The sequence below is a fragment of the Rubritalea sp. genome (assembly GCF_051252225.1).
Classification (GTDB): Bacteria; Verrucomicrobiota; Verrucomicrobiia; order Verrucomicrobiales; family Akkermansiaceae; genus Rubritalea.
The window spans coordinates 130,122-151,639 of sequence record NZ_JBPOGE010000004.1 but is presented as its reverse complement, the minus strand read 5'-3'; the positions used below and the strand labels follow the sequence as shown (position 1 = coordinate 151,639).

Sequence of the window (21,518 nt, the reverse complement as noted above, 5' to 3'; positions counted from 1 at the left end):
CTTCATCGAACTATGCAAAACCCACGCGAACGAGAAGAGCAGCATATTGCGAGTAAAAAGGATGAACGCTCCTTTTGGAAAATGGTGGCTCTAGCTGCTCAGAATGCTTTTAACGATAAAGCGGCTCAGTTTTTTCTCATCCCTCTCGCGGCGTGGCTAGTGATCAAAAGTGGAGAAGGGGGCGGCGGCGATATGAAGTATGTTCTCGGAGCATTGATCGTGGCGCCATTTATCTTCCTTTCACCAGTGGCGGGATGGATCTCGGATCGGTTCAGTAAGACATCGGTGATGCGTGCGGGTATGGTTCTCCAGTTAGGAGTGCTAGCTCTGATTACTCTAGGAGTGTATCTGCAGGATCTGAAGATAGGGATTCTCGGTTTCTTCCTGTTAGCGATTCAATCGACTATCCTGAGTCCGGCAAAAAAAGGATTGGTGAAGGAAATGGTGGGCAGTGAGAAGCTCGGATTCGCCAGTGGTGTGTTAGAGATGGCGTCTGTTTTAGCTATTTGTGCGGGACAGATTGTCAGTGGGTTTTGGTTTGATAGTCGCTTAGCGCAGACTGGAGACGGGTGGAGCGCTGCTCTGACTCCTTTGATGATATTAAGTGTGCTGGCGATTCCTGCAGTCATTGTGTCTTTCACGATGAAGTTATACCCTTCTCCATCGAAGAGGGAATTTCGTCTTAACATTCTATGGGAGCATTTTGGGCAACTTGGAGATCTCTTTAAAGATCGCAGGCTAAAATGGAGTGCCATGGGCGTGGCTTTTTTCTGGTTCTTTGGTGGCTTTATCAATCTCGTGGCAGTGCAGCTAGCCGAGACTATTACAGATGGGAATCAAGGTTTTGGTTCTGAGATGGCGTGGTTCTTGGCTGCGGCTTCCGGTGGTATTGTACTAGGTGGGCTATTGGGTTCCATAGGCTGCCGTAGGAACATTGAGCTGGGGCTTGTGCCTATTGGTAGTTTGATCACTGTCGCTGGGTGTGTGGCGATGGCTTTCACCCCGTTGGAATCTATTTGGATGAAGGTCTGGATGGTCTTTGCAGGAGTGGGTGGAGCTCTGTTCTTGGTGCCATTAAATGCCTATGTGCAGGATTTAGTAGACCCCGCTAAGAGAGGACGAGTGCTGGCTGGGATAAATCTTTTAGATTGTCTTGCTGGTGCGGGAGCTGTGGCGTTTCAACTTGCTTTGAGTAAGTTTGGAGTGCCGATGAGTGGTCAATTTATGGCGATGGCAGCTCTCACACTGATCGTTACAGGTTTTTCTACAAAGTTACTTCCTCAGCATTTTGTGCGTTTTACTCTACTGAGTGTGTTCCGCATTTTTTACCGTCAAAAAGTGCTGCATGCTGAGCGTATGCCAGATGAGGGTGGGGTACTGATCGTCCCGAACCATGTTACTTATATCGATGCATTTATTCTCACAGCTGCGAGTCCTAGGCCGATTCGTTTTCTAATGCATGATAATTTCTTTAAACGCGACGGGGTCATTTCGAAGTTTGTGAAGATTTTCGACACGGTTCCGATCTCTCCGACAAAGGCGAAGGAGGCTATTCATATTGCCGCGGAAGCTGTTTCAGAAGGCGCAGTGGTTTGTATTTTTCCTGAAGGACAACTGACTCGGAGTGGGGCTATGCTTGAGATGAAGCGGGGTTTTGAAATGATTGCGCGCAAGTCAAAATGTGTCGTGATGCCTGTCTACATGGACGGTCTATGGGGGTCGATTTTCTCCTTCGAACGTGGAAAGCTGTTTAAGAAGGTCCCCTATAGTGTTCCCTACGGAGTGACGGTAGCATGGGGTGAACCAATGGAGTCAGGTGACGCCAGCTCAGGACTAGTTCGGCAAGCACTGCATCAACTTTCCGCTGAGGCTATAGCCATGCGTGAAATCCTTCACTACCCAGGTAGATTGTTAGACCTAGAGATTGAACCTCTTAATGGAGTGTCGGATCTTTGGACGAAAATGCTGGCTGAAGTGCGTAGTTTTCCAGAAAAGAAGCAAAGAGCTATACTTACTAATGCCTTACAAGTTTCCGAGAGCCCTGCATTTAGTAAAAATGGAATCATCGTAGTGGATGGGACCACAGATCTAGCACCATTATTCTCGATTGGACTCATGCTAGTGCATCGGGTGAGAGTTATTCTAACGGATAAGGAGGTGACTGCTGAAATGTTACGAGAGTGGGATAGGCAGTATGAGATAGAAGCCTATGTAGGGGGGGAGAATCTCTATGCTGTTTTGAAAGAGACGGATGTGCAGGCTGGCGTGTACTACCATACGCGAGGGCTGTTAGATCACGAGGAGGTGCTACCTTGTTTTCCCATCGGAGTAGTAGAGGGCTGTGTTGTTTCTATTTCAACAGAGCATCCCTATGCTATTTCTGAGACGAATCAATTTCAAGCGGGATGGATAGACGGAAGTATCGGACGCTTGTTGCCTGGTTTTTCTTACACAAATAAGAGTGAGAGCAGCTTAGAATTACACAGCCCAGCATTTGGAAATGAGGGAGGGCAGGCAGTCGAGCTTAAAGGGCGAATGGATGCTTCAGGATTCCTTTACCTATCTGAATAGCGGTAAATCTTTGTGGTAACATTCTTGAATGTTGGGATTTCCAGTTGTATTGGCATGCCTATGCAAACTCAGGATTGGCACCACCGTATCTATCAGCTCATTTATTCTGATTCACAAGATTATGGACTCACTGAGCAATTAATCGTGAATCTAGTCCTGTTTGCTATGGTCTTGTTCATAGCTGGTGCTGCCTATATGCTGACTCGTTTGATTATTTATCGAGTAGTGGCGAAGATAGTAAAGGCTACACCGAATGACTGGGACGATGAGCTGCTTAATAGTAAGATTTTCATATGGATCTCCTTGTTAGTGCCAGTTGCTATTATCTGGCAGACTGCGCTTGTGGTATTTGACCCAGATGCCTTTGGGGCTGAAACGGTAGATACCGTGATTGTGGGGCTTGGTCAGATTCTACTGATCGCTTCACAAGTCTCAGCGATCATCTTGACTCTCTTCTCTGCCATGTCGGCACTGAATATCGTAGAGAGGATCTATAACCGCTATGAAGTTTCGAGGAAGCTCCCGCTGAAAAGCTTTGTCCAGGTGATAAAGGTGATCCTATTTATCGTGGGACTGATCTTTATCATTTCGAGTGTGATGGGTAAGTCACCTCTCTATATTTTCTCAGGATTGGGCGCTGCGACAGCGATTTTGATGTTGGTGTTTAAGGACTCGATCCTTGGTTTAGTAGCAGGTGTTCAGCTTTCAGCGAACCAGATGGTTGCTGTGGGTGACTGGATTGAGATGCCTAAGTTTGGTGCAGATGGCGAGATCGCTGAGGTGGCACTGACAACAGTGAAAGTAGTCAACTGGGATAAGACGATCACGACTGTGCCTACCTACGCTCTTATTTCTGACTCCTTTAAAAACTGGAGAGGAATGAGTGAAAGTGGAGTACGCCGTATTAAACGTGCTCTGTATTTTGATATGCAGTCGGTACGTGTGATGAATTCAGCTGAGATTGAGCGCATGCGGAAGATTTCACTATTGAAAGAGTACATTGATAGAAAAGAAGCGGAAGTGGCTGAGTGGAACACCGAGAGAGGGGTAAACCACTCTGATTTGGTAAATGCGCGCGCGCTGACTAATGTAGGTACTTTTCGAGCGTATGTGGCCGAGTACCTTAAGAATCATCCTAAGATTGCTCAGGATCAGACTATTCTTGTGCGTCATTTGTCGCCAGTAGATAATGGTCTGCCGATTGAGATTTACGCTTTTAGTACAGATAATTCGTGGGTGAATTATGAAGCTATTCAGAGTGATATCTTCGATCACTTGATGGCGATTACACCAGAATTTGGTTTGAGGTTATTCCAGCGTCCTAGTGGCTTAGACATGCAGAAAGCATTCGCTGAATAGTGGGCATCTATAGTGGGAGTTAGGTTTGACAGCCATAGTCAAGTGGCTAGGCTGCGCACTATGAATATTTTCCGCAGAATTCTTCTCCTTGTGACTGTCAGCACTTTGTTGAGTTCTTGTGGTGCTCCTATAGTGCAAAACACTCTGGCGCTTCCAGGGAGTCTTATTCGCGGAGCTGCCCAAACTGTAGGTTTGGGTGGAGTTGCTGGTCTTTAAATTTCCTCAGATATGTGCCGTGTCATTATAACGGGTGCTTCGTCTGGAATTGGGAAAGCGACCGCTGAAACTTTAGTCAAAAATGGTGACGAAGTAATAGGACTTTGTCGCTCTGTGGAGAAGCTCCCAGATGGCGTTAGGGGAATTAGATGTAATCTAGCAGATGCTGACTCAGTGAAGTCTGCTTTTGATTTGATACACTTAGAGATCGGTGAAGTAGATACTCTGATTAATAATGCGGGCATTGCTTATTTATCGCGAATCACTGACGGCAATCTTGCTGACTGGGATAGCATGTGGAATGTGAACGTGCGCGGTTTGGCATTGTGCTGCCAGCTTGGCCTTGGCGTACTTAATAAAGATAGAGGCCAGATTATTAATGTTTCGAGTATGAGTGGTCATCGCGTGCCACCGACGGGTGGGTTCTATTCACCTACGAAGTTTGCTGTGCGTGCGATCACTGAGTCACTGCGAGCTGAACTGCGTATGGATGGTAAAACTATCAGGGTCGCCTCTGTGTCACCTGGTTTTGTCGACACGCCCTTGTTAGAGGATTACTTTAAAGGACGAGAAGAGGTTTTAGCGGCGACTAAACAGCAAATAAAAATGCTCACCGCGCAGGATATTGCGGAGAGCATTGTGCATGTGCTTAACACTCCATTACATGTTGAGGTCGGGGATGTGCAACTGCGTTCAGTTGATCAGAAAGCGTGATTTATTGAAAATAAGTGGAGCCCAAGGATCGGTTAGACGCCTCGGTTGACTTTGTAGCTTTTTATTTTAATTTGATAGCTCATGAAAACTGAAACATTGTGCCTTCACGGCGGATACACACCTGAAAAAGATACCAATTCCTGCACAGTGCCTCTTCATAGAAGCACTGCTTTTACTTTCAATAGCACTGAACACGCCGCCAACCTTTTTGCTCTCAAAGAACTGGGGAATATCTACACGCGGCTGACTAATCCGACCAATGGTGTGTTAGAGAAGCGTATCGCACTTCTTGAAGGCGCGCACGAACTGGGTGGGCTCGCATTTTCATCAGGTACTGCGGCAATTTTTAATTCCATAATTAACCTCGCAGCCGCAGGTGATAATATAGTGTCCGCAAGAAATCTCTACGGAGGTACATACACTCAGTTTGATAGTATTTTACCAGCTCTAGGCATTGAGGTTCGTTTTGTGGATTCAAACGATCCAGAGAATTTTGCAACAGCTGTTGATGAAAACACGAGGGCGTTTTTCTGTGAAACTATTTCTAACCCAGCCCTAGAAATTACAGATCTGAAGGCGGTGGCCGACGTGGCCCATGCTAATGGCTTGCCTCTCATTGTAGATGCAACGTGTTCTACGCCGTATCTTACGAGAGCGATTGATCATGGGGCTGATATCGTAGTGCACTCTCTCACAAAGTGGATTGGCGGGCATGGTGCTGGTCTAGGTGGAGTGGTAGTAGATTCAGGTAAGTTTGATTGGACAGCTGGCAAACATCCTTTATTCGACGAGCCAGATTCATCTTATCATGGTTTACGCTGGGGCCATGACTTACCTGAAATGCTTGCGCCATTGGCATACATTCTACGGTTGCGTACTGGCCCGCTTAGAAATCTAGGAGCTTGTGCTAGCCCTGATAACTCATGGCAAGCTCTGCAAGGGCTAGAAACTTTGCCATTAAGAATGGAGCGACATTGTGAAAACTCCCTCAAAGTAGCTAAGTATCTCAAGGAGCATCCTAAGGTCGAGTGGGTGCGTTTCCCAAGTTTGGAAGATGATCCTGAATTTACTAAAAACCAAATCTATCTCAAAGGGAAGGGCGGCAGTGTTGTCGTCTTTGGTATCAAAGGTGGCGCTGAAGCTGGTTCAGCCTTTATAAATCGATTGAAGCTGTTTTCTCATGTTGCGAATTTAGGTGATGCGAAGTCACTCGCTATCCATCCTGCAACAACGACTCATTCACAGTTAAATGAAAAACAACAATTAGCTGGGGGGATTAAACCTGAGCTCATTCGCCTTTCCGTGGGTATCGAGCATATCGATGACATTATCGCTGATTTGGAACAGGCGATTAGATAGTTCTTTGCTCAACTGATTTTAAAAGCATTCAATGAGGTATTCATTGAATGCTTTTTTATAAACTAGATCCGAGAGATCTCGTCATCATCTTCGTCGCCTGGAACTGGTGGAAGCAGGTCTTGGCGCATTAGTAAGCGCTCAAGACTGAGATCTTCTAACAAGTCTTCGGCAGTTTGTTGGACAATGGTACAGAAGGGGATGATTCGGTCTACTTCAGCGATGGAGCAGTGCACCATAGTGGAGACGATGTCTTTATCAAACTTCTCGCGTTCAAAAATGTTAGTGATACGGAAGACGACGCGCTGACGGTCGAGGTCGTATTCGAGCCCGCCGAGGTTCATTTGCTTATTTGCACGGTGCAGTAGCTCGAGCAGAAATGGCTGGCGGAGTTCATCTATCTCTAGAGCTGTTTCACCAACAATAGTGAGTGAGTTGAGCTGAGTGAATACCTGCGCGAAGAGTTGAACGCGCGTGTGGTGAGCTTCGAAAGCAGTGGTGAGAACCTCGCGGCCTTCGATGATTTCATGCGCCCAACCTTGTTCGTTGAAGGCATCGGCTACAGAAGTGAGTTGGATGGATGGTGGTCGCATATAGATAGAGTGTTACTTGCTGCTGGTTCTGGCGTTGATCGCTTTTTGAAGCAAGGAGATTTGTTGTTTAGCGATGGGTTTAAGGCTGACAATGACACCACTGGTTTTCTCTGGGTCACGATGGAGGGCGAGCTGCTTTGTGTCACATTGGGCGGAATCTATTTCCTGCCAGAATAGAACTTGAAGGTTTTTTTCAGCCTTCCAGAAAGGGAAGATTTCTATGCCCATTGGGGTGAGTAGCAAGTAGGCATGGCGAATGCAGTGGAGGCCAATACGCAGAGCAATGAGACTGGGTATGAGTGGCAGTAGGCAGAACCAGATGTACTTTTGAAAATCAGCATCGTGAGGTCCCCATTTGGAGAACATGGCTACGGCGCTGGCTATCGCAATTGCTGCGCAGCCTACTGAGAGGAGAAAGAACAATGTAGCCTGACGTGAGCGGGTGAAGCGAAGCTCCTTGTGGCTTTCTTCGAGAGCCTTGGGTGAGGTGCCAATCAGGCTCTCAGCGATTGTGCGTTTTTTAGTTTTTTGCTCCATTAATGATTAAGATTGTTGGCGTAGATGAATGGCTTACACAAATCAATTCGTCGGATCGGGCTTGGCTAATTGTGATTCTGTGTTATCTCCCGATGCGTTGCTCATGCCAAATAAACGAGATATCTCTGAATGGATGAAAAGCCGCCTCGATGACGGCCAGAGATTTCTGATCCTCTGCATACTGATTGGCTTAAGCTGTGGTGTGGCTGCTGTGCTGTTTCATTGGTCGATCCATGGCATTTTCCATCACCTATGGGACTGGGCGACTAGCTATGGAGGTTGGCAGTTTTACGCGATCATGTTGGGAGCTCCGACTTTTGGTGGACTCATTGTGGGGATTTCAGTGAAATTTTTTGCTCCAGATGCGGCCGGAAGTGGTATTCCTCAAACTAAAGTCGCGTATTACAATCACGACGGCTTCATTTCTAGCGCCACTGGTTTTTGGCGATTCACCTTGGGGTCGATCTATTGTGGTCTCGGAAACAGTTTGGGACGTGAAGGACCCACTGTGCATTTGTGTTCGGCTATTTCTTCTCGATTGGGACGCCTTTTCTTTCGAAGTGAACTCCGTATTCAGTCGGCTCTTCCAGTAGGAATGGCCGCGGGGATAGCGGCTGCATTTAACGCGCCGCTTTCAGCGATTACTTTTGTTTTTGAGGAGTTACTCGATAACTTTTCCATGAAGGCGCTGGGGGGGATTGTGGTCGCCGTAGTGATTGCCGCTGCGGTTTCCCGAACACTGCTAGGCGAGGATCCTATTCTTGCGAGCGATTTCATTAGCAAGGAATTCATCACTGCTCCGTGGATGGTTGTGGGGATTCCTATGGGGATTATAGCTGGATTCCTTGGTCACTTTTTTGTGAGCTCCGTGCTTGGATTACGACTTAGGTTTAAAACAAAGTGCGCGAATTACAGCTGGTTGACGCCAGCTATTGGCGGACTCTGTTGTGGTATCCTTGGTTTACTTACGCTGCAGGTTACGGGGCAGTTTGGTGAACCCCAAAATACGGTTTTCAGTATTGGTTACGAGAGCTTGGAGTTGGCATTCCAAGATAAGTTAGTTTGGCAAATCCTTGCTGTCTTATTGATTTGTAAATTCATTGCTGTGGTCGTGAACTACGCGACTGGTGGTTCTGGAGGGCTTTTCTCACCAACACTTTTCCTAGGTGGCATGTTAGGCGGTTTAATCGGGATGATGCTTTGTGGCTTAGAAGGCTGGTTCCATTTCGCACACTGGCCAGGAGCTCATCAGGTCGTGGGTGGTTGCGTCCTCTTGGGGATGGGAGCCATGTTCTCGGCTGTTGTACGCTGCCCGTTTACCTCACTCATTATCATTTTTGAAATGACGGGGAACTATTCGCTCATTCTTCCACTGATGGCTGGCAATATGCTGGCTTGGTCGATCGCTAAAAAGTTCCGCCCTGTAGCGCTCTATGACGCTCTACTTTTACAAGACGGTGTGAGCATGAAAAAATTCACCTCCTACCAAGGGCATCAAGATTACCGTGACTTGCCAGTCTCCGCGATTATGACGCATGACCTGGTCACCCTTCAAACTGGCGTAAACGTGGAAGAAAGTATCGAAAGCCTGGGGTCTAAAGGCCTCATGTATCACGCGTATCCTATTCTCGATGCAGCAGGAGACATTGTAGGAATTATTACCCGCCACGAAATGCAGGAGGCTGATCCTTCTGATTTACTTGATAAATTAATTATGGATCAAAAGTTGTTAGCGGTGCAGCCAGATACATCGATCCGTGATTCAGCCCATAAGATGATCGCGAACAACTACCAGCAGGTACCAGTAGTCTCGGCGACGAATTCTCAGAAGCTGTTAGGTTTAATTACCTTGAACGACATCGCACGTCAGCAGAACGCGAGTTCACACTAAACGTGAAGCATGAGTGCGGCGAATACCGTTACTCACAGCCCATGTTATTGAGTTCATTCTTCACTGGAATCTCAATCGGTCGAAACTTAATAAAGATAGATCATTGAAAACCCTCTATATGGAGTGTGGTCTTTTCGTTATATTTTAAGGATTTTAATATATATTCTCTATGAATAACTCTTCCTTATACGCCTAAGTTAGCGCTTGATACTAGGTATTAGTTTCCATAGAGTTAGCTTCTGTCGATTTATTGGGCTTTGCTCGTATATTATTTAAATTTCCTATTCATATGAAAAGCGCTCTAAGTCCTTTTACGTATCCAGTGTCCGCTAATAGGGACCGGTCTAATTTACTGGTTGTTATGTTGCTCTTATGCTGTCTTTTCGCAGCTCAGAGTGCGCATGCGGTGACTTATCCTACAGTTAATTCGACGAACTTCCTTTCTGGCAGTCACGATAATGGCAATGCGACGTCTCTAAACTATCGTTACTTTGCTCCGAAGAATTATGATGCGAACGATACGGGGACATTGTATCCTTTAGTTCTGTGGTTACATGGATCTGGCGGGGGGAATACTCCTGATAATGAGTATCATTTGAGGAATAATGCCAATGGGGGGATGATATTTCTCTCTAGTGCGAATCCTGATAACCAGACTGATTACCCTTGTTTCTGGGTTGCTCCGCAATCGACTATCGGTGGTTGGAATACATCGTATCTCCCAGGGCAAATCCAAGGGATGTTGGATGACCTTATCGCGAACTATAATATTGATCCCGACCGCATTTATATCACGGGGCTATCCATGGGCGGCGGTGGAACGATGTCTCAGATTAATAGCTATCCGGAGCGTTATGCGGCGGCGAATCCTATCTGCGGTTGGGCAACGAGTGCGCAAGCTGATGCTTATGCTCATATTCCACTATGGGCTTTTCACTGTGCTAACGATAGTACGGTAATTGTCAATGGCTCGGACCAAATTGCTTCTCAAATGCGTGCCAAAGGCGGCAAACCAATTTATACTCGTTATAACACGGGAGGGCACAACGGTGCTTGGGAGCGTGCTTACAGTGTATCGACTCCATTAGTTCCATGGATGATGGCTCAACGCCGCGGTCAGGAACCGACTTCCATAGTCGGACCTTATGTTAAAGTGACTGCTCCGACGACTTCTGGGAATGTGTCGACTGGGGAATCTATTATTTCTTTTAGTGGAGTGGCTGATACGGATACGACGCATGTTTGGTATCGAAATAATCAGTTTTATAGTGATACGCCGTCTGCGATCGGGACGACTAGCTGGAGTGTGACGGATGCGCAGCTCCGGCGCTCGAATGAGGGGAAGATTAATGAAATCTACGTTCAAGGGGAAACGATTGCCTATGCCGCACCTGGAAATGGTCTAACGACGACGAATGATTTCATCGTAGTGACCTCTGTGAATGGGGGGGATACAGAACAGCCAGTCGTAACGATCACTTCGCCGACTAGTAGTTCGCTGTATGCGACTTTAGATGCTACTGTTGATATTGCCGGGACAGCGACGGATAATGTCTCTGTGACGAGTCTTTCATGGGGAAATAGCTTAGGTGGAAGTGGCTCGATCACGCTTACAGATTCATCATGGCAGTATGGTGATATCCCCCTACATGTAGGCACTAATGTGATTACGATTACCGCTTTGGATGCCTTTGGTAATGTCGGAACAGACGTCATTACGATTGTTCCTACTGCAAATTTAGCGCCTCAGGTTAACGCGGGGCCAGATGATGAAGTCGCTCTGATTTCTGGCAGTGCCGAAGCCTTACTTGAAGGTTTTGCCAATGATGATGGATTACCCGAGGGAGACGAACTTTCTGTGCAGTGGAGCAAAATGAGTGGCCCTGGATCAGTTGCTTTTTCTAATGCATCTGAGGTGCAAGCAATCGCCACTTTTACAGTCACTGGTGATTATGTTTTGCGACTGACTGCCGATGATAGCGAAGAGACTGGATTCGATGAAATTTCTATCACCGTTCATCCAGAAGGGACTCTGATCGATACGAAGTATCCAACTGTGAGTTTGGGGAATTTCCCTGCCGGAAGTTATGACGATGGTAACACGACGACTTTGGATTACCGTTATTTCATTCCTGAAAACTACGATGAAAATGATGTCAGTACACTGTATCCTCTAGTTTTATTTCTTCATGGGCCAGATGAAAAAGGTTCGGACAATAGCCAGCAGATTGAAAATGATGCCAATGGGGCAATGATTTTCATATCAACTGCTTATCCGGATAATCAGGAGACATATCCTTGCTTCTGGGTCGCGCCTCAGTGTCAGTTGTCTGATTGGAAAACGAGTTACTTGCCTGCTCAAATTCAAGGCATGCTCGATGATTTAGTGACTAATAATAATATCGATCCTGAGCGTATTTATATCACAGGTCTTTCCATGGGAGGGGCTGGTGTCGTCGATCAAATTAACAATTACTCCGACCGTTACGCTGCAGCCAATCCGGTAGCTGGATCGGTTCCTTCGGCGAGCGCGAGTAATTATGCTCATGTTCCTCTCTGGGCGTTTCATTGTGCGGACGATGGAACCTCCGGTGTGAATGGTTCGGATCAAATCGTTTCTCAAATGCGTTCAGCTGGCGGTACTCCTGTCTATACGCGTTATGATACTGGGGACCATGCCGCGTCTTGGGCTCGTGCGTATAGCTATGAGACGCCTTTGGTGCCTTGGATGATGTCGCAGCGTCTGGGCCAGAAGCCGACTTCTTTAGTCGGCCCTCATATTAGGGTGACTTCTCCCAACATGAATGGAAGCACGGCGACCTCGGAGAGTAGTCTCCTTTTGAGTGGAGTGGCCGATGCGAATACTTCGGCAGTTCGATATCGTAACAGTCAGTATTATAATGATACGCCGCCCAATGTGATCGGAACCACTAGTTGGAGTGTCACGGCGACCCCATTACGAGGTGATCGGCTTAATGAAATTTATATTGAAGCAGATACGGTCGCTTATGCCGCTTTGGGCAACGGAAAAACGACGACCAATGACCATTTTACTGTCAGCACGGATGCCTATGATATATGGGCGGTAGATAATGGACTAGAACTTGGAAAGAGTAGTGAGCTGGAGCTTGATCCGGATGGAGACTTTCTTAATAACTTAATCGAGTACGCATTTGGTTTGGATCCTTCAGTATCTGATGGCAGGGAGCTACTTTTCAACGGAGCGTCGTTCATGAGTCGGGGATTGCCGATCGTAGATTGGGGTAATCCTGCTAGTCTCCAATTTACCTTTCCACGAAGAGTGGACTATGCGTCTGTTGATCTAAGCTATACTGTCCAATACAGCAGTGATCTTGAAAATTGGTATGATAGCTTACTGCTGCCAACGATTTTATACACAGATGGAGATATTCAAATTGTTGAAATCACGGATCCACTTTTCGCTCCCGGTGTAACGGGGTGCCGTTTTTTGAGAGTTTCTGTAGTTAAAGAGGAGTAGGGAGTTTGGTCACAGGTGAGCTTCAACATTATACCAAGAAAATATGATTTAATGCTTAAGCTCGATACGTCGAGAATGCATGCGCGTTAATCTTCTAAGTTAACGCGAAATAGTGAGGAATTATTCAAAAAACTTATCTATTCCCACTCAATAACGCCAGCGGGAAATGGTGTCTTTTAGCTGGACTGGTTCTGTATCAACCAAGGCAGAGCCTCGGTGATTTCGGCTCTCCATGGCTTAATGGAATGTCCTCCAGCATATTGATTATATCGGACAGTAGCTCCAGTCCGCTGAAGAGACGCGACAGCCTTTTCCACTCCCTCAATCTGGGATATTTGTTGAATTAAGCCAGTTGGTGGATGAGTGACGTTCTTATGAATTTCCTCGTCCCCAACACTCAGCCAAAAGCGAGTGTTTCGGAGCTCATGTTTATCTAATAACGATTCCAATAGATCAGATTTCCACCAATAGGAACCCGATTGCGAAAGGCAATAAGTGAAGCAATCGGGATGTTTAATGCTCAAGAAGGTTGCCATCAGCCCACTTAGACTTAGCCCACAAACAATGCTTCCTTCAGTTCTCAGTCCAGTGATGTTTTTGCGTAGCCATGGTAAAACGGAGTCGCATACAAATTTTTCGTATTTCTCGTTGCAGCTATAGTCCTCATGTCTAGCAGCGGCACTGACGTGACCAATAAACACATAACTCATCTCTGGAATGTGCTTTTTCGCATGCATAGTGTTCAACATAGGGACAATATTCATATCTCTCCAGTAATGCTCGCCATCTAGAAAAAGACAAAGTCTGTGCGCTTGGTCCGTATTGGCACGTTGAATCCGTAGGATTCTAGAATAGCCAGTAGCTTCACATGAAATGACATGCTCTTCTAAATTAAGTGGTGTTTTCTCGCTGCTTTTCTTTGAGTAATGGGTCGAGCTTTGTGTCCATTTTCTTGACTTAAATTCGCTATTTAAGTTTTCGGATTGCTCTGGAGAACCGGGATTCGGAATGGCTGATATTTCATCCCACCCATGAGAAAATAGCCAAGCCTCAGCTTGATTGAGAAGCGCTTCACCTATCCCTTGACCCCGATATTCAGGTAGAAGCACAATAGAATTGAGACTTCCAGTATTTCGATCAGCGAATGCATAGGCTACAGGCGCTCCGCTATCATACGCGACCCACCCCGTCTGAGCGCAGCCTAAGCTGCGGTACGGAACACTCGGTAGTTTTTCTACACGGTGTAGGCTTGAGAGTATTTCGTCGGTAATTTGTAGATAGGTAATCATCTAGTTTATAGCAGGCTCAAAGCGTGGCATATACTTATGCTGGTGCGATTATCATGTTTCCTACTAGGCCAATCATGAAACCCGCAACAGCTCCTAGTGCAGGAAATCCAGTCTCCTCTGTTTTTGATCCAGGAGCCACATCTTGAAAAACTAAATAAAGAATTCCAGCACTTGCGAATAGCATTAAGCCCGCAACAAATTGGTGGGCGTCCGCGAGGAAGAAATACCCTGTGAGGGCACAAACGGGGCCAACAATAGCCAAGCTCGCAAATGCAAAAAGTATCTTATTTGAGCTTAATTTACCTGATTTCTCTAGTTCTTCGTATGCATTAAAACCCTCGGGGAGGTTTTGCAAAATCATGAGCAAAGCTAAAATTAAACCGGTACTCTCACCAATTGCAAATGCAGTTCCTAGAGCAATAGCTTCTGGGATGAAATCGGAAAGCATGGCGACCAGCTGACCTGCTGGGCTTTTCAGGCGACTTAGCACCATATCGAAGAGGTAGAAAAAGAGTCCTCCAGCTCCGAAACATAAAGTCGCAGTTAAGGGCGATAACTTACTCGCTCCATCAGGCACTAAAACGAGAGCTACCGCAGACACCAGCGCTCCACCACCGAATGCGATAATATACAAACGAAATTTTTTCTCTAGGAACTTGGGGTGCAATAGATCAAGCCTAGCAAGTAACCCGCCAATAGGTATCGCAGCGCCAGCAAGAAGTGAGAGTATGATAATGAAGATGTATTCAGGCATGTGAATTAGGTGTAATGTTAGGAGATTGAACAACTACTAATCTTGAGGCGAAACTCTAGTTTTGTATTTGAACTTGCTAAGTAGAGCGGGGGGGCAGTTAGAACCTGAGAACAGCGTTTTGGTTAGCTAGAGTTTGTACTATTTCATAGCGCCTTCAAATGCTAGACGTACAATTTGTTTACGACAGTATTGGTGAGTCCAAGATACTCAATGGAAATTGTTGGTTTACTGCGCGTGCAACTTAGTCTTTCTCTTGTGGTAGGGGAATGAGGAAGAGCTTTGCGAATTTACGTTTACCGATATGGCGTTCTACTACGCTGGAGGCGTTCCATAGAAGAAGCGCACCGCTGATACAGGTGATGTTTGCCCAAACATGAGGGCCATCGGTTCCTCCAAAGGCTGCTTCCACCGCTGCTCCGAAGCTACCGTGTTCGTGGCGGCCTTGGCCTATCTTTTGCCTTCGAGTGGCATGGGAGAGCTTTTAAATAGAGGGTAGATGGCTTTACTTAGCTAGGATCAAGGTGTTTGGTTTTTGTTGCTTTATCGGCCCTTCCAAGAATGCGTTCGTAGCTCACATTTGTCATCGTGATTTTGGCTTCCGTGATGCCAATGTCTTGGTAACAGGCTGCGAACGAATCCGAGTTGCCTTTTTTACCACAGTTTTTGCAACCGTCTGGGTATTGGGATTGCAGGTAATTGCCAAATTTCAGGTACGCAGCACTGTCGTCTTTGACTACGGTTGTTAGACTTTTATCAAAGGCTGAGACTGAAACTTTTCCGTAGTCGTTAATGACCTCGAAAGAGAAATGCTCACCTGAGCGGATGGTGCCGAGTGCCTTTTTCTCTTCATTACCAGCTTCATTGCGAATGCGAACATACACTCCAAAAACACCATCACTAGGATGCGAGTCTCCTATGCCTGACTCACTCGTGTCGGCTACATACAGTTTCATGATCGTACCGAGGTCTTTTGCATGGAATTGAGCTACGATCACCTTGCCACCATTGGATAGGTCGACTTTGATATCGGCGCTAAAATGCTCGTAGCTGTTCGTCATCGCAGTACGTTCATTCTTCGAGATTTTATATTCGTGACGCCATCCATTGCCATTTGGCGTAGTGACTTTTGCCTCCAGCGCGACAAATTCTAAGGTGTAGGGATCAACTAGTGGGTGTGGTTTGTCTCCTTCTAGGTTCCAAGTGTCGCTGTTAGTGATGCTCTCAGGAATTACCTTTTTTGTTAGAGTGCGCGGTGTTTGTGCCTGCATGGAAATACAGGAGCCTATGAAGACAAGCCAAACGAGGCTAGAAGCATTAGATGCGACAGCGGCTATTAGTTTGGCTTGGTCTTTCATAGTCTATCGGAAATGGGGTAGAGCTATATGGCCCTAGCATCCAATGCGGGTCAGGGTTCTTTAAAATGATACATAGCCTTGAGCCAGAAGTAGTCACCTTGGGGGCGGCTACTTCGTTGCTAGATTCTTGAAGTGAAGCTTCCCGAGCGTGCCCTCGAATGCGAAGGGTGCCTTATCGAAGTAGTCATCCGCGACAGGTGAATTGAGATCCATGCCAACATCGAAGGTTTCGGAGGCTGTGAAGACCATAGGGATAGTTCTTTGAACTGTGCCCGTGGTCGCCTCTTTGCCATTGATCCAGAACTTGAGTTCGGCTGGCGCGGCGCGTTCCATCGGAGTTCTCATTTCGTAGGCGATTTTGACCTCACCGGCTGGCAGGGAGCCGACCTTGATCTTGTCGCGTTTGAGCAGAAGTGCGCTGTATTCGTAGTAGAGTTCTCCATCGAGGGCGTAGAGGCTCACGCCTCCAGCATAGCCACCCATAGCGAAGAGCACACCGTTGACCTTCTCAGGCACCGTGGCTTCTATCTCGACGCGCAGGTTGCCGTTGCGCACGTTTGGCGCTTCGGTCTCCGGGATTCGAGTCATTCCCTCGAACAAGGTCCACTCGGTATTGGTGGTACGCTTTGCTTCATGCGGATTGAGTCCAGTGTACATGGCTCCACCGATCGGGAAGGCTTTGTTTTCTTCGGCAACCTCCATGAAGAGGGCTTTCAGTTCTTCCAGCTTCTCGGGATGTTTGGTGGCGAGATCGTTCATCAGCGAGTAGTCGCTGCGTGTATCGAACAGCTCCCATTCATCCTCCAAGGGGTTCCATTTGGAAACATCAGGCATTGCAGCCACCCAGGGGATTCGGGGACCAAAGGTGCTGGCCATCCAGCCTTCGTGGTAGATGCCACGGCTGCCCATGATATCGAAGTACTGCGTCTTTTTGACCTCCGGTGCCTCGGCCGAGTCAAAGGTGCTGACGAAGCTCACCCCATCGATGGGGTCTTGTTTGTGGCCATCGACCACCTTGGGAGCGGTGATGTCGAGAAGATCATAGACCGTTGGAACCACGTCGTTGACATGGAGGAATTGTGAACGCGGAGTCTTGTCCGGCTTAATGCGCTTGGGCCACGAAATGACCATGGGAGTACGGGTGCCACCAAAGTCGCCCGCGATCAGCTTGGTGTAGCGGAAGGGACTGTCCCCAGCCCAGGACCAGGCCGCATGGACATGGTTTTCCACCTTGGGGCCGCCGATGACGTCGAGTCCGCCCAGCTCGTTCATCACGGCGATGTGTTCCTCCACGGTAGAAGGGATCCCGTTCTGAGCATTGAGCTCGGCAACACTACCTTCGATTCCCTCGGCGGATGCGCCATTGTCAGAGAGAATGTAGATGATTATGGTATTGTCGCGGATGCCGCGATCGTCCAGTTCATCGATGAGCTTGCCGACCTGTACATCAGTATGTTCGAGGAAGCCGGCAAAGACTTCCATCAGACGTGTCTGGAAGGCTTTTTGGTCTTCAGGGACGTCTTTCCAGGCTGGCAATTCTTTCGGGCGGGGAGCCAGTTTGGTATCGGCCGGGATCCAGCCCATGGCCTTCTGCTGTTCGAAGGTCTTCTGGTGGTAGACATCCCAACCTTCGTCGAACTTACCCTTGTATTTGTCCGCCCACTTCTTGGCGACATGGTGAGGGCCGTGTACTGCGCCCGGGGTCCACCACATTAGGAAAGGGCGGTCCGGGTTGATGGCCTCGTGGCGCCGCATCCAGGTGATGGCCTTGTCAGCCATGTCTTCGGTGAGGTGGTAGTCCTCGTGGTTCTCAGGGTGTGGGGTCGAGATGGGAGTGGTGTTCTCCCACAGGGTGGGCTCCCACTGCGATGTCTCTCCGGCAAGAAAGCCGTAGAAGTAGTCGAAGCCGCGTCCCGTTGGGGTGCGGTCGTAGGGGCCGTTGGCGAGCTGGTCGATCGGTGTGTTGTGATCCTTGCCGAAGAAGGAACTCGCATAGCCGTAGTGACCGAGAACCTCGGCGATGGTCGCGGAGGACTTAGGAATGACACCGGTGTAGCCATCCCAGTCGTTAGCGAATTCGGCGATCTGGCCCGCACCGACCCGTTGGTGGTTGCGGCCGGTCATCAGTGACGCCCGCGTTGGCGAACACATTGCGACGGTGTGGAAGCGGTTGTAAGTGATTCCTTCTTTTGCCAGACGGCTCAGGGTTGGAGTTTCAATGAGACCGCCGAAGGTGCTTGGCTGACCGAAGCCGGCATCGTCAAGCATGATGATGAGGATGTTCGGCGCGTCTGCGGGCAGATGGCTCGGGGCCTCGCGCCACTTGTGGACGGATTCCTGCATGGTTGGTCCGACTTTGCCACCCATCGGTGGAGTGGGAAAGGGCAGGACGTCCTGTGCCCATGCGGGCAGGGCAGTCAAGAGGCAGAGCCCGGTGACGACGGCTACGCGTGGGATAGTTCGGTTCGTTTTCATTTATTCGAGTGGGTGATAGTTGTAGATTGTTAGAGGTCTGCAGGGGCTGTGTCGCAGTTGGTCAGCATTTTTTGGATCATCTCATGAAAATCTTGTTTCTCGGCCGAAGTTATACCGGTGAGAAACTTCGCATTGGTTGCTTTCGAGCACGCGATGAGCTCGGGGAGAAGGAGGCAACCCTTGCTTGTTAAAGTGAGCTCTACCGAGCGCCTGTCCGTGCTGCTTGTTTCTCGATTCATCAGACCTAGTTTGTTGAGGCAATGCATGTGTCGGGTGATCGCAGCTCGATCAATACCAATGAATGAGGCGAGTGTGGCAGGAGTAGTTTTGTTGTTGTTAGAGATGGCGCTCAGAATCGCAAATCCAGCCCGCGATATGCCATGGGATCCTAGGCGATTTTCAAAGTCTGATTCCATTGACCTAGCTAGGCGCGTTACCCAATACCCAGTGCTAGAACGAAGAGAACTCAGTTTTTTAGCCATCTCAGAGGCTTCGCAGTTATCTGACGGCAACTCATTTTTCACAGATTAATTTTCAACTTTAATAGTTGATCATGTCAACTATATCTCCATTCCAGCTTAAGGACTCTACTCGATTGGACGAATAATCTTCACCTTTTTTTACGTAGTTAGCCCCCACGGTAGGTGATGTTAGACGCCGGTGATAGAGGTATCTTCGCGCGAATCCTCACTTTTCACACGTGCGAATTTTTCTATTACGTTTGTTGATTAGAACGTAAATGTGACCGAACAGCTTGGACGTATTCGGAATTAATGAGCCAAGGGGAAGGGAGCTTTGCTTTTTGTGCTCAGTGTTACTCCAGACGCTTTAGAATCATGCTGGTTCTACAAGGGAGGTAGAGTGAGAGCACTGGGCCGTGGTCAGTATCGATGGTGTGGACATTGGTGCCGCTATCGATCCGTTTGTGACCGCCGAATGGTTCATCGTCAGAGTTGAGGATGATTTCATATTCGCCGGCTTGCGGCACGGAGATGTGGTAGTCGGTGAATGACTGGGTCGGATGCAGGTTAATGACGCCGATGAGGTTGGCACGCTCGAAGGCGATGAGGTGGTCGCCATCGTTGCAACAGAGAGGTTGGGCCTGTGGCGCGGCGAGAACATTATTTTCGCGGAGGCTGTGGACGAGACCTTGGTCAAAGTTGTTGAGGAATTTGTATTTGAGGTCAGGGTTGTCGACTAGTGACCATTGGCGTCGACAGTAATGGTAAGACCAGTCGTTTCCTTCGCGCGGGAAATCTAACCACTCGGGGTGGCCAAATTCATTGCCCATGAAAGTGAGGTAGCCTTCACCACCGATGAAGGCGGTGAGTAGGCGGATGATTTTGTGGAGTGCAATACCTCGGTCGATGACTGGGTGCTGGTCATCCGTAGACATATGCCAGTACATCTCCTGGTCCATGAGTCGGAAGGCGAGAGTTTTGTCGCCAACGAGTGCTTGGTCATGGGACTCAGCGTAGGCTATGTTGGCTTCCATGTGGCGTCTGTTCGTGAGGGTCTCCCAGACTTCGCTCATGATCCAGTCTTCATCGCTCTTGTGCTTGAGGAGCTTGATCCAGTAATCGGGAAGTCCCATGGCTAGTCTGTGGCTGAAGCCAACGCCACCTTCTTCTGTAGGTCGGCAGAGGCCAGGCATGCCGGACATGTCTTCGGCTACATTCAGAACTCCGGGTTTGATGGAGTTTGCTAGGGTGTTTGCGAGTTGTAAGTAGAGCACACTATCGTGATCGACTCCATTGCTGAAGTATTTATCATAGTGGTCGAAATCTGTACAGCCATGGTGTTCGTAAAGCATGGAGGTAACGCCATCGAAGCGGAAACCGTCGAAGCGGAATTCTTCTAACCAATAGCGTACGTTAGATAGGAGGAAGCGGACGACTTCTTCTTTTCCATAATCGAAACATTTGGAATCCCATTGTGGCTGATTTCCTTTTTCTCCGCCGTGGAAGTATTGGTGGTCAGTGCCATCGAATTCGTTGAGTCCCTCGGCGAGGTTTTTCACAGCGTGTGAGTGGACGATGTCCATGATGACAGCAACGCCGTGACTGTGAGCAGTGTCTACGAGGTGCTTGAGGTCTTCTGGGGTGCCGAAGCGCGAGCAAGCAGCAAAAAAGTTAGAGACGTGGTAACCGAAGGAGCCGTAGTAGGGGTGCTCTTGGACCGCCATCAGTTGGATGGTGTTATAGCCCAGTTCGACGATGCGCGGGATGACCTCGTCGGCAAATTCGCGGTAGGTGTGGAGACGTGGTTCTTCGCCTGCCATACCGGTATGGGCTTCGTAAATGAGTGGGGCGCCGATTGAGCTCGGATCAAACTCATGATTCCAAATGTAGGCTTGTTCTGGTTGCCAAATTTGGCCTGCGTAGTCGTGGGTGTCTGGGTCTTGGATAGCGCGGGTTATAGTGGCGGGGATGCGGTCGCGCACGGAATTGTCGGCACCGACGATGCGTAGCTTTACTTTATCTCCATGCTTGAGCGCAGATCTGTTGAGCTCGCCGCTCCAGATGCCATTGTGATCTTGCGTGAGCGGGTAGGTGGTTCCGTCCCATTGATTAAAGTCACCAACAACAGAGATGGATTGTGCATTGGGAGCCCACTCGCGAATGCGCCAAACCTGATTATCCGTATCATAGTGAATACCCAGATCGAGATGGGTGTTGGCGTAATCGTAAAGTGACCCGTGAGCAGATTCGATTTCCGTAAGCTTATGGTCAAAGCGTGAAATGCGGTGTTGGATAGCAGCGGTTTGATCCTTTAGCCAAATGTCGTTCTGCACGAGAGCGGGGATTTCTGAATGACTCATCAAATGTGAACCTAACATTCTGTATGCCAAGAGCGATGCTTTTCTTGCTCCCAGAGATTGATGCTGATGACTTCTGTTCCATGCACGT

Annotated in this window: 16 protein-coding genes; 7 read left to right on the top strand and 9 right to left on the bottom strand. The window is 48.2% G+C overall.

The window, feature by feature from the left end; all coding sequences use genetic code 11:
* Positions 1 to 12: 12 nt before the first annotated feature.
* From ACSHX2_RS05980 to ACSHX2_RS05960, 5 genes are all read left to right on the top strand, one after another.
* Positions 13 to 2,571 (top strand): MFS transporter, encoded by a 2,559-nt coding sequence (locus ACSHX2_RS05980; RefSeq protein ID WP_435691562.1) that lies wholly within the window; start codon positions 13 to 15, stop codon positions 2,569 to 2,571.
* A 60-nt stretch (positions 2,572 to 2,631) separates the two neighbouring features.
* On the top strand, positions 2,632 to 3,930 hold the full coding sequence (locus ACSHX2_RS05975; protein WP_435691560.1) for a mechanosensitive ion channel family protein: 1,299 nt from the start codon (positions 2,632 to 2,634) through the stop codon (positions 3,928 to 3,930).
* A 60-nt stretch (positions 3,931 to 3,990) separates the two neighbouring features.
* Positions 3,991 to 4,146 (top strand): hypothetical protein, encoded by a 156-nt coding sequence (locus ACSHX2_RS05970; RefSeq protein ID WP_435691558.1) that lies wholly within the window; start codon positions 3,991 to 3,993, stop codon positions 4,144 to 4,146.
* A gap of 12 nt (positions 4,147 to 4,158) precedes the next feature.
* Positions 4,159 to 4,860 (top strand): SDR family oxidoreductase, encoded by a 702-nt coding sequence (locus ACSHX2_RS05965; RefSeq protein ID WP_435691556.1) that lies wholly within the window; start codon positions 4,159 to 4,161, stop codon positions 4,858 to 4,860.
* A gap of 81 nt (positions 4,861 to 4,941) precedes the next feature.
* On the top strand, positions 4,942 to 6,219 hold the full coding sequence (locus ACSHX2_RS05960) for an O-acetylhomoserine aminocarboxypropyltransferase/cysteine synthase family protein (protein WP_435691554.1): 1,278 nt from the start codon (positions 4,942 to 4,944) through the stop codon (positions 6,217 to 6,219).
* Between the two features lie 62 nt (positions 6,220 to 6,281).
* Here the strand turns inward: ACSHX2_RS05960 and ACSHX2_RS05955 are convergent, their stop codons facing one another.
* Positions 6,282 to 6,809 (bottom strand): YbjN domain-containing protein, encoded by a 528-nt coding sequence (locus ACSHX2_RS05955; RefSeq protein WP_435691552.1) that lies wholly within the window; start codon positions 6,807 to 6,809, stop codon positions 6,282 to 6,284.
* A 12-nt stretch (positions 6,810 to 6,821) separates the two neighbouring features.
* Positions 6,822 to 7,346: a hypothetical protein gene (locus ACSHX2_RS05950; protein ID WP_435691550.1), complete on the bottom strand. Its 525-nt coding sequence runs from the start codon at positions 7,344 to 7,346 to the stop codon at positions 6,822 to 6,824.
* 103 nt (positions 7,347 to 7,449) lie between these two features.
* Between ACSHX2_RS05950 and ACSHX2_RS05945 the strand changes: the two genes are divergently transcribed.
* Together ACSHX2_RS05945 and ACSHX2_RS05940 are read left to right on the top strand one after the other, a co-directional pair.
* Positions 7,450 to 9,237: a chloride channel protein gene (locus ACSHX2_RS05945; protein WP_435691548.1), complete on the top strand. Its 1,788-nt coding sequence runs from the start codon at positions 7,450 to 7,452 to the stop codon at positions 9,235 to 9,237.
* Between the two features lie 361 nt (positions 9,238 to 9,598).
* On the top strand, positions 9,599 to 12,736 hold the full coding sequence (locus ACSHX2_RS05940) for a PKD domain-containing protein (RefSeq protein WP_435691546.1): 3,138 nt from the start codon (positions 9,599 to 9,601) through the stop codon (positions 12,734 to 12,736).
* A 176-nt stretch (positions 12,737 to 12,912) separates the two neighbouring features.
* On the opposite strand, the gene ACSHX2_RS05935 is transcribed toward ACSHX2_RS05940, so the two are convergent.
* The 7 genes from ACSHX2_RS05935 to ACSHX2_RS05905 all read right to left on the bottom strand — a co-directional run bounded on the left by ACSHX2_RS05935 (position 12,913) and on the right by ACSHX2_RS05905 (position 21,430).
* The gene (locus tag ACSHX2_RS05935) at positions 12,913 to 14,025 is read right to left on the bottom strand and encodes a GNAT family N-acetyltransferase (protein WP_435691544.1); all 1,113 of its coding nucleotides are present in this window, start codon (positions 14,023 to 14,025) and stop codon (positions 12,913 to 12,915) included.
* Positions 14,026 to 14,059: 34 nt separating this feature from the next.
* Positions 14,060 to 14,779: a ZIP family metal transporter gene (locus ACSHX2_RS05930; RefSeq protein ID WP_435691542.1), complete on the bottom strand. Its 720-nt coding sequence runs from the start codon at positions 14,777 to 14,779 to the stop codon at positions 14,060 to 14,062.
* A 241-nt stretch (positions 14,780 to 15,020) separates the two neighbouring features.
* Entirely contained in the window at positions 15,021 to 15,188 is a 168-nt protein-coding gene (locus tag ACSHX2_RS05925) for a hypothetical protein (RefSeq protein WP_435691540.1), read from the bottom strand.
* A gap of 97 nt (positions 15,189 to 15,285) precedes the next feature.
* Positions 15,286 to 16,134 carry a polysaccharide lyase family 7 protein gene (locus ACSHX2_RS05920; protein ID WP_435691539.1) on the bottom strand — a complete coding sequence of 283 codons (849 nt, stop codon included), beginning with the start codon at positions 16,132 to 16,134 and terminating at the stop codon, positions 15,286 to 15,288.
* A gap of 108 nt (positions 16,135 to 16,242) precedes the next feature.
* Positions 16,243 to 18,477, bottom strand: coding sequence for an arylsulfatase (locus ACSHX2_RS05915; protein ID WP_435691537.1), 2,235 nt, complete (start codon positions 18,475 to 18,477; stop codon positions 16,243 to 16,245).
* A gap of 161 nt (positions 18,478 to 18,638) precedes the next feature.
* A complete protein-coding gene (locus ACSHX2_RS05910) occupies positions 18,639 to 19,025 on the bottom strand; it encodes a MarR family winged helix-turn-helix transcriptional regulator (protein WP_435691535.1) in 387 nt (128 codons plus the stop codon).
* Between the two features lie 398 nt (positions 19,026 to 19,423).
* A complete protein-coding gene (locus ACSHX2_RS05905) occupies positions 19,424 to 21,430 on the bottom strand; it encodes an alpha amylase C-terminal domain-containing protein (RefSeq protein WP_435691533.1) in 2,007 nt (668 codons plus the stop codon).
* Between the last annotated feature and the right edge of the window lie 88 nt (positions 21,431 to 21,518).

What these genes read in the sequence shown, in the direction of transcription:
- ACSHX2_RS05980 (WP_435691562.1), top strand. Translation starts at nt 13, where the DNA reads ATGCAAAACCCACGCGAACGAGAAGAGCAGCATATTGCGAGTAAAAAG.
- ACSHX2_RS05975 (WP_435691560.1), top strand. Translation starts at nt 2,632, where the DNA reads ATGCAAACTCAGGATTGGCACCACCGTATCTATCAGCTCATTTATTCT.
- ACSHX2_RS05970 (WP_435691558.1), top strand. Translation starts at nt 3,991, where the DNA reads ATGAATATTTTCCGCAGAATTCTTCTCCTTGTGACTGTCAGCACTTTG.
- ACSHX2_RS05965 (WP_435691556.1), top strand. Translation starts at nt 4,159, where the DNA reads ATGTGCCGTGTCATTATAACGGGTGCTTCGTCTGGAATTGGGAAAGCG.
- ACSHX2_RS05960 (WP_435691554.1), top strand. Translation starts at nt 4,942, where the DNA reads ATGAAAACTGAAACATTGTGCCTTCACGGCGGATACACACCTGAAAAA.
- ACSHX2_RS05955 (WP_435691552.1), bottom strand. Translation starts at nt 6,809, where the DNA reads ATGCGACCACCATCCATCCAACTCACTTCTGTAGCCGATGCCTTCAAC.
- ACSHX2_RS05950 (WP_435691550.1), bottom strand. Translation starts at nt 7,346, where the DNA reads ATGGAGCAAAAAACTAAAAAACGCACAATCGCTGAGAGCCTGATTGGC.
- ACSHX2_RS05945 (WP_435691548.1), top strand. Translation starts at nt 7,450, where the DNA reads ATGCCAAATAAACGAGATATCTCTGAATGGATGAAAAGCCGCCTCGAT.
- ACSHX2_RS05940 (WP_435691546.1), top strand. Translation starts at nt 9,599, where the DNA reads ATGTTGCTCTTATGCTGTCTTTTCGCAGCTCAGAGTGCGCATGCGGTG.
- ACSHX2_RS05935 (WP_435691544.1), bottom strand. Translation starts at nt 14,025, where the DNA reads ATGATTACCTATCTACAAATTACCGACGAAATACTCTCAAGCCTACAC.
- ACSHX2_RS05930 (WP_435691542.1), bottom strand. Translation starts at nt 14,779, where the DNA reads ATGCCTGAATACATCTTCATTATCATACTCTCACTTCTTGCTGGCGCT.
- ACSHX2_RS05920 (WP_435691539.1), bottom strand. Translation starts at nt 16,134, where the DNA reads ATGAAAGACCAAGCCAAACTAATAGCCGCTGTCGCATCTAATGCTTCT.
- ACSHX2_RS05915 (WP_435691537.1), bottom strand. Translation starts at nt 18,477, where the DNA reads ATGCAGGAATCCGTCCACAAGTGGCGCGAGGCCCCGAGCCATCTGCCC.
- ACSHX2_RS05910 (WP_435691535.1), bottom strand. Translation starts at nt 19,025, where the DNA reads ATGGAATCAGACTTTGAAAATCGCCTAGGATCCCATGGCATATCGCGG.
- ACSHX2_RS05905 (WP_435691533.1), bottom strand. Translation starts at nt 21,430, where the DNA reads ATGAGTCATTCAGAAATCCCCGCTCTCGTGCAGAACGACATTTGGCTA.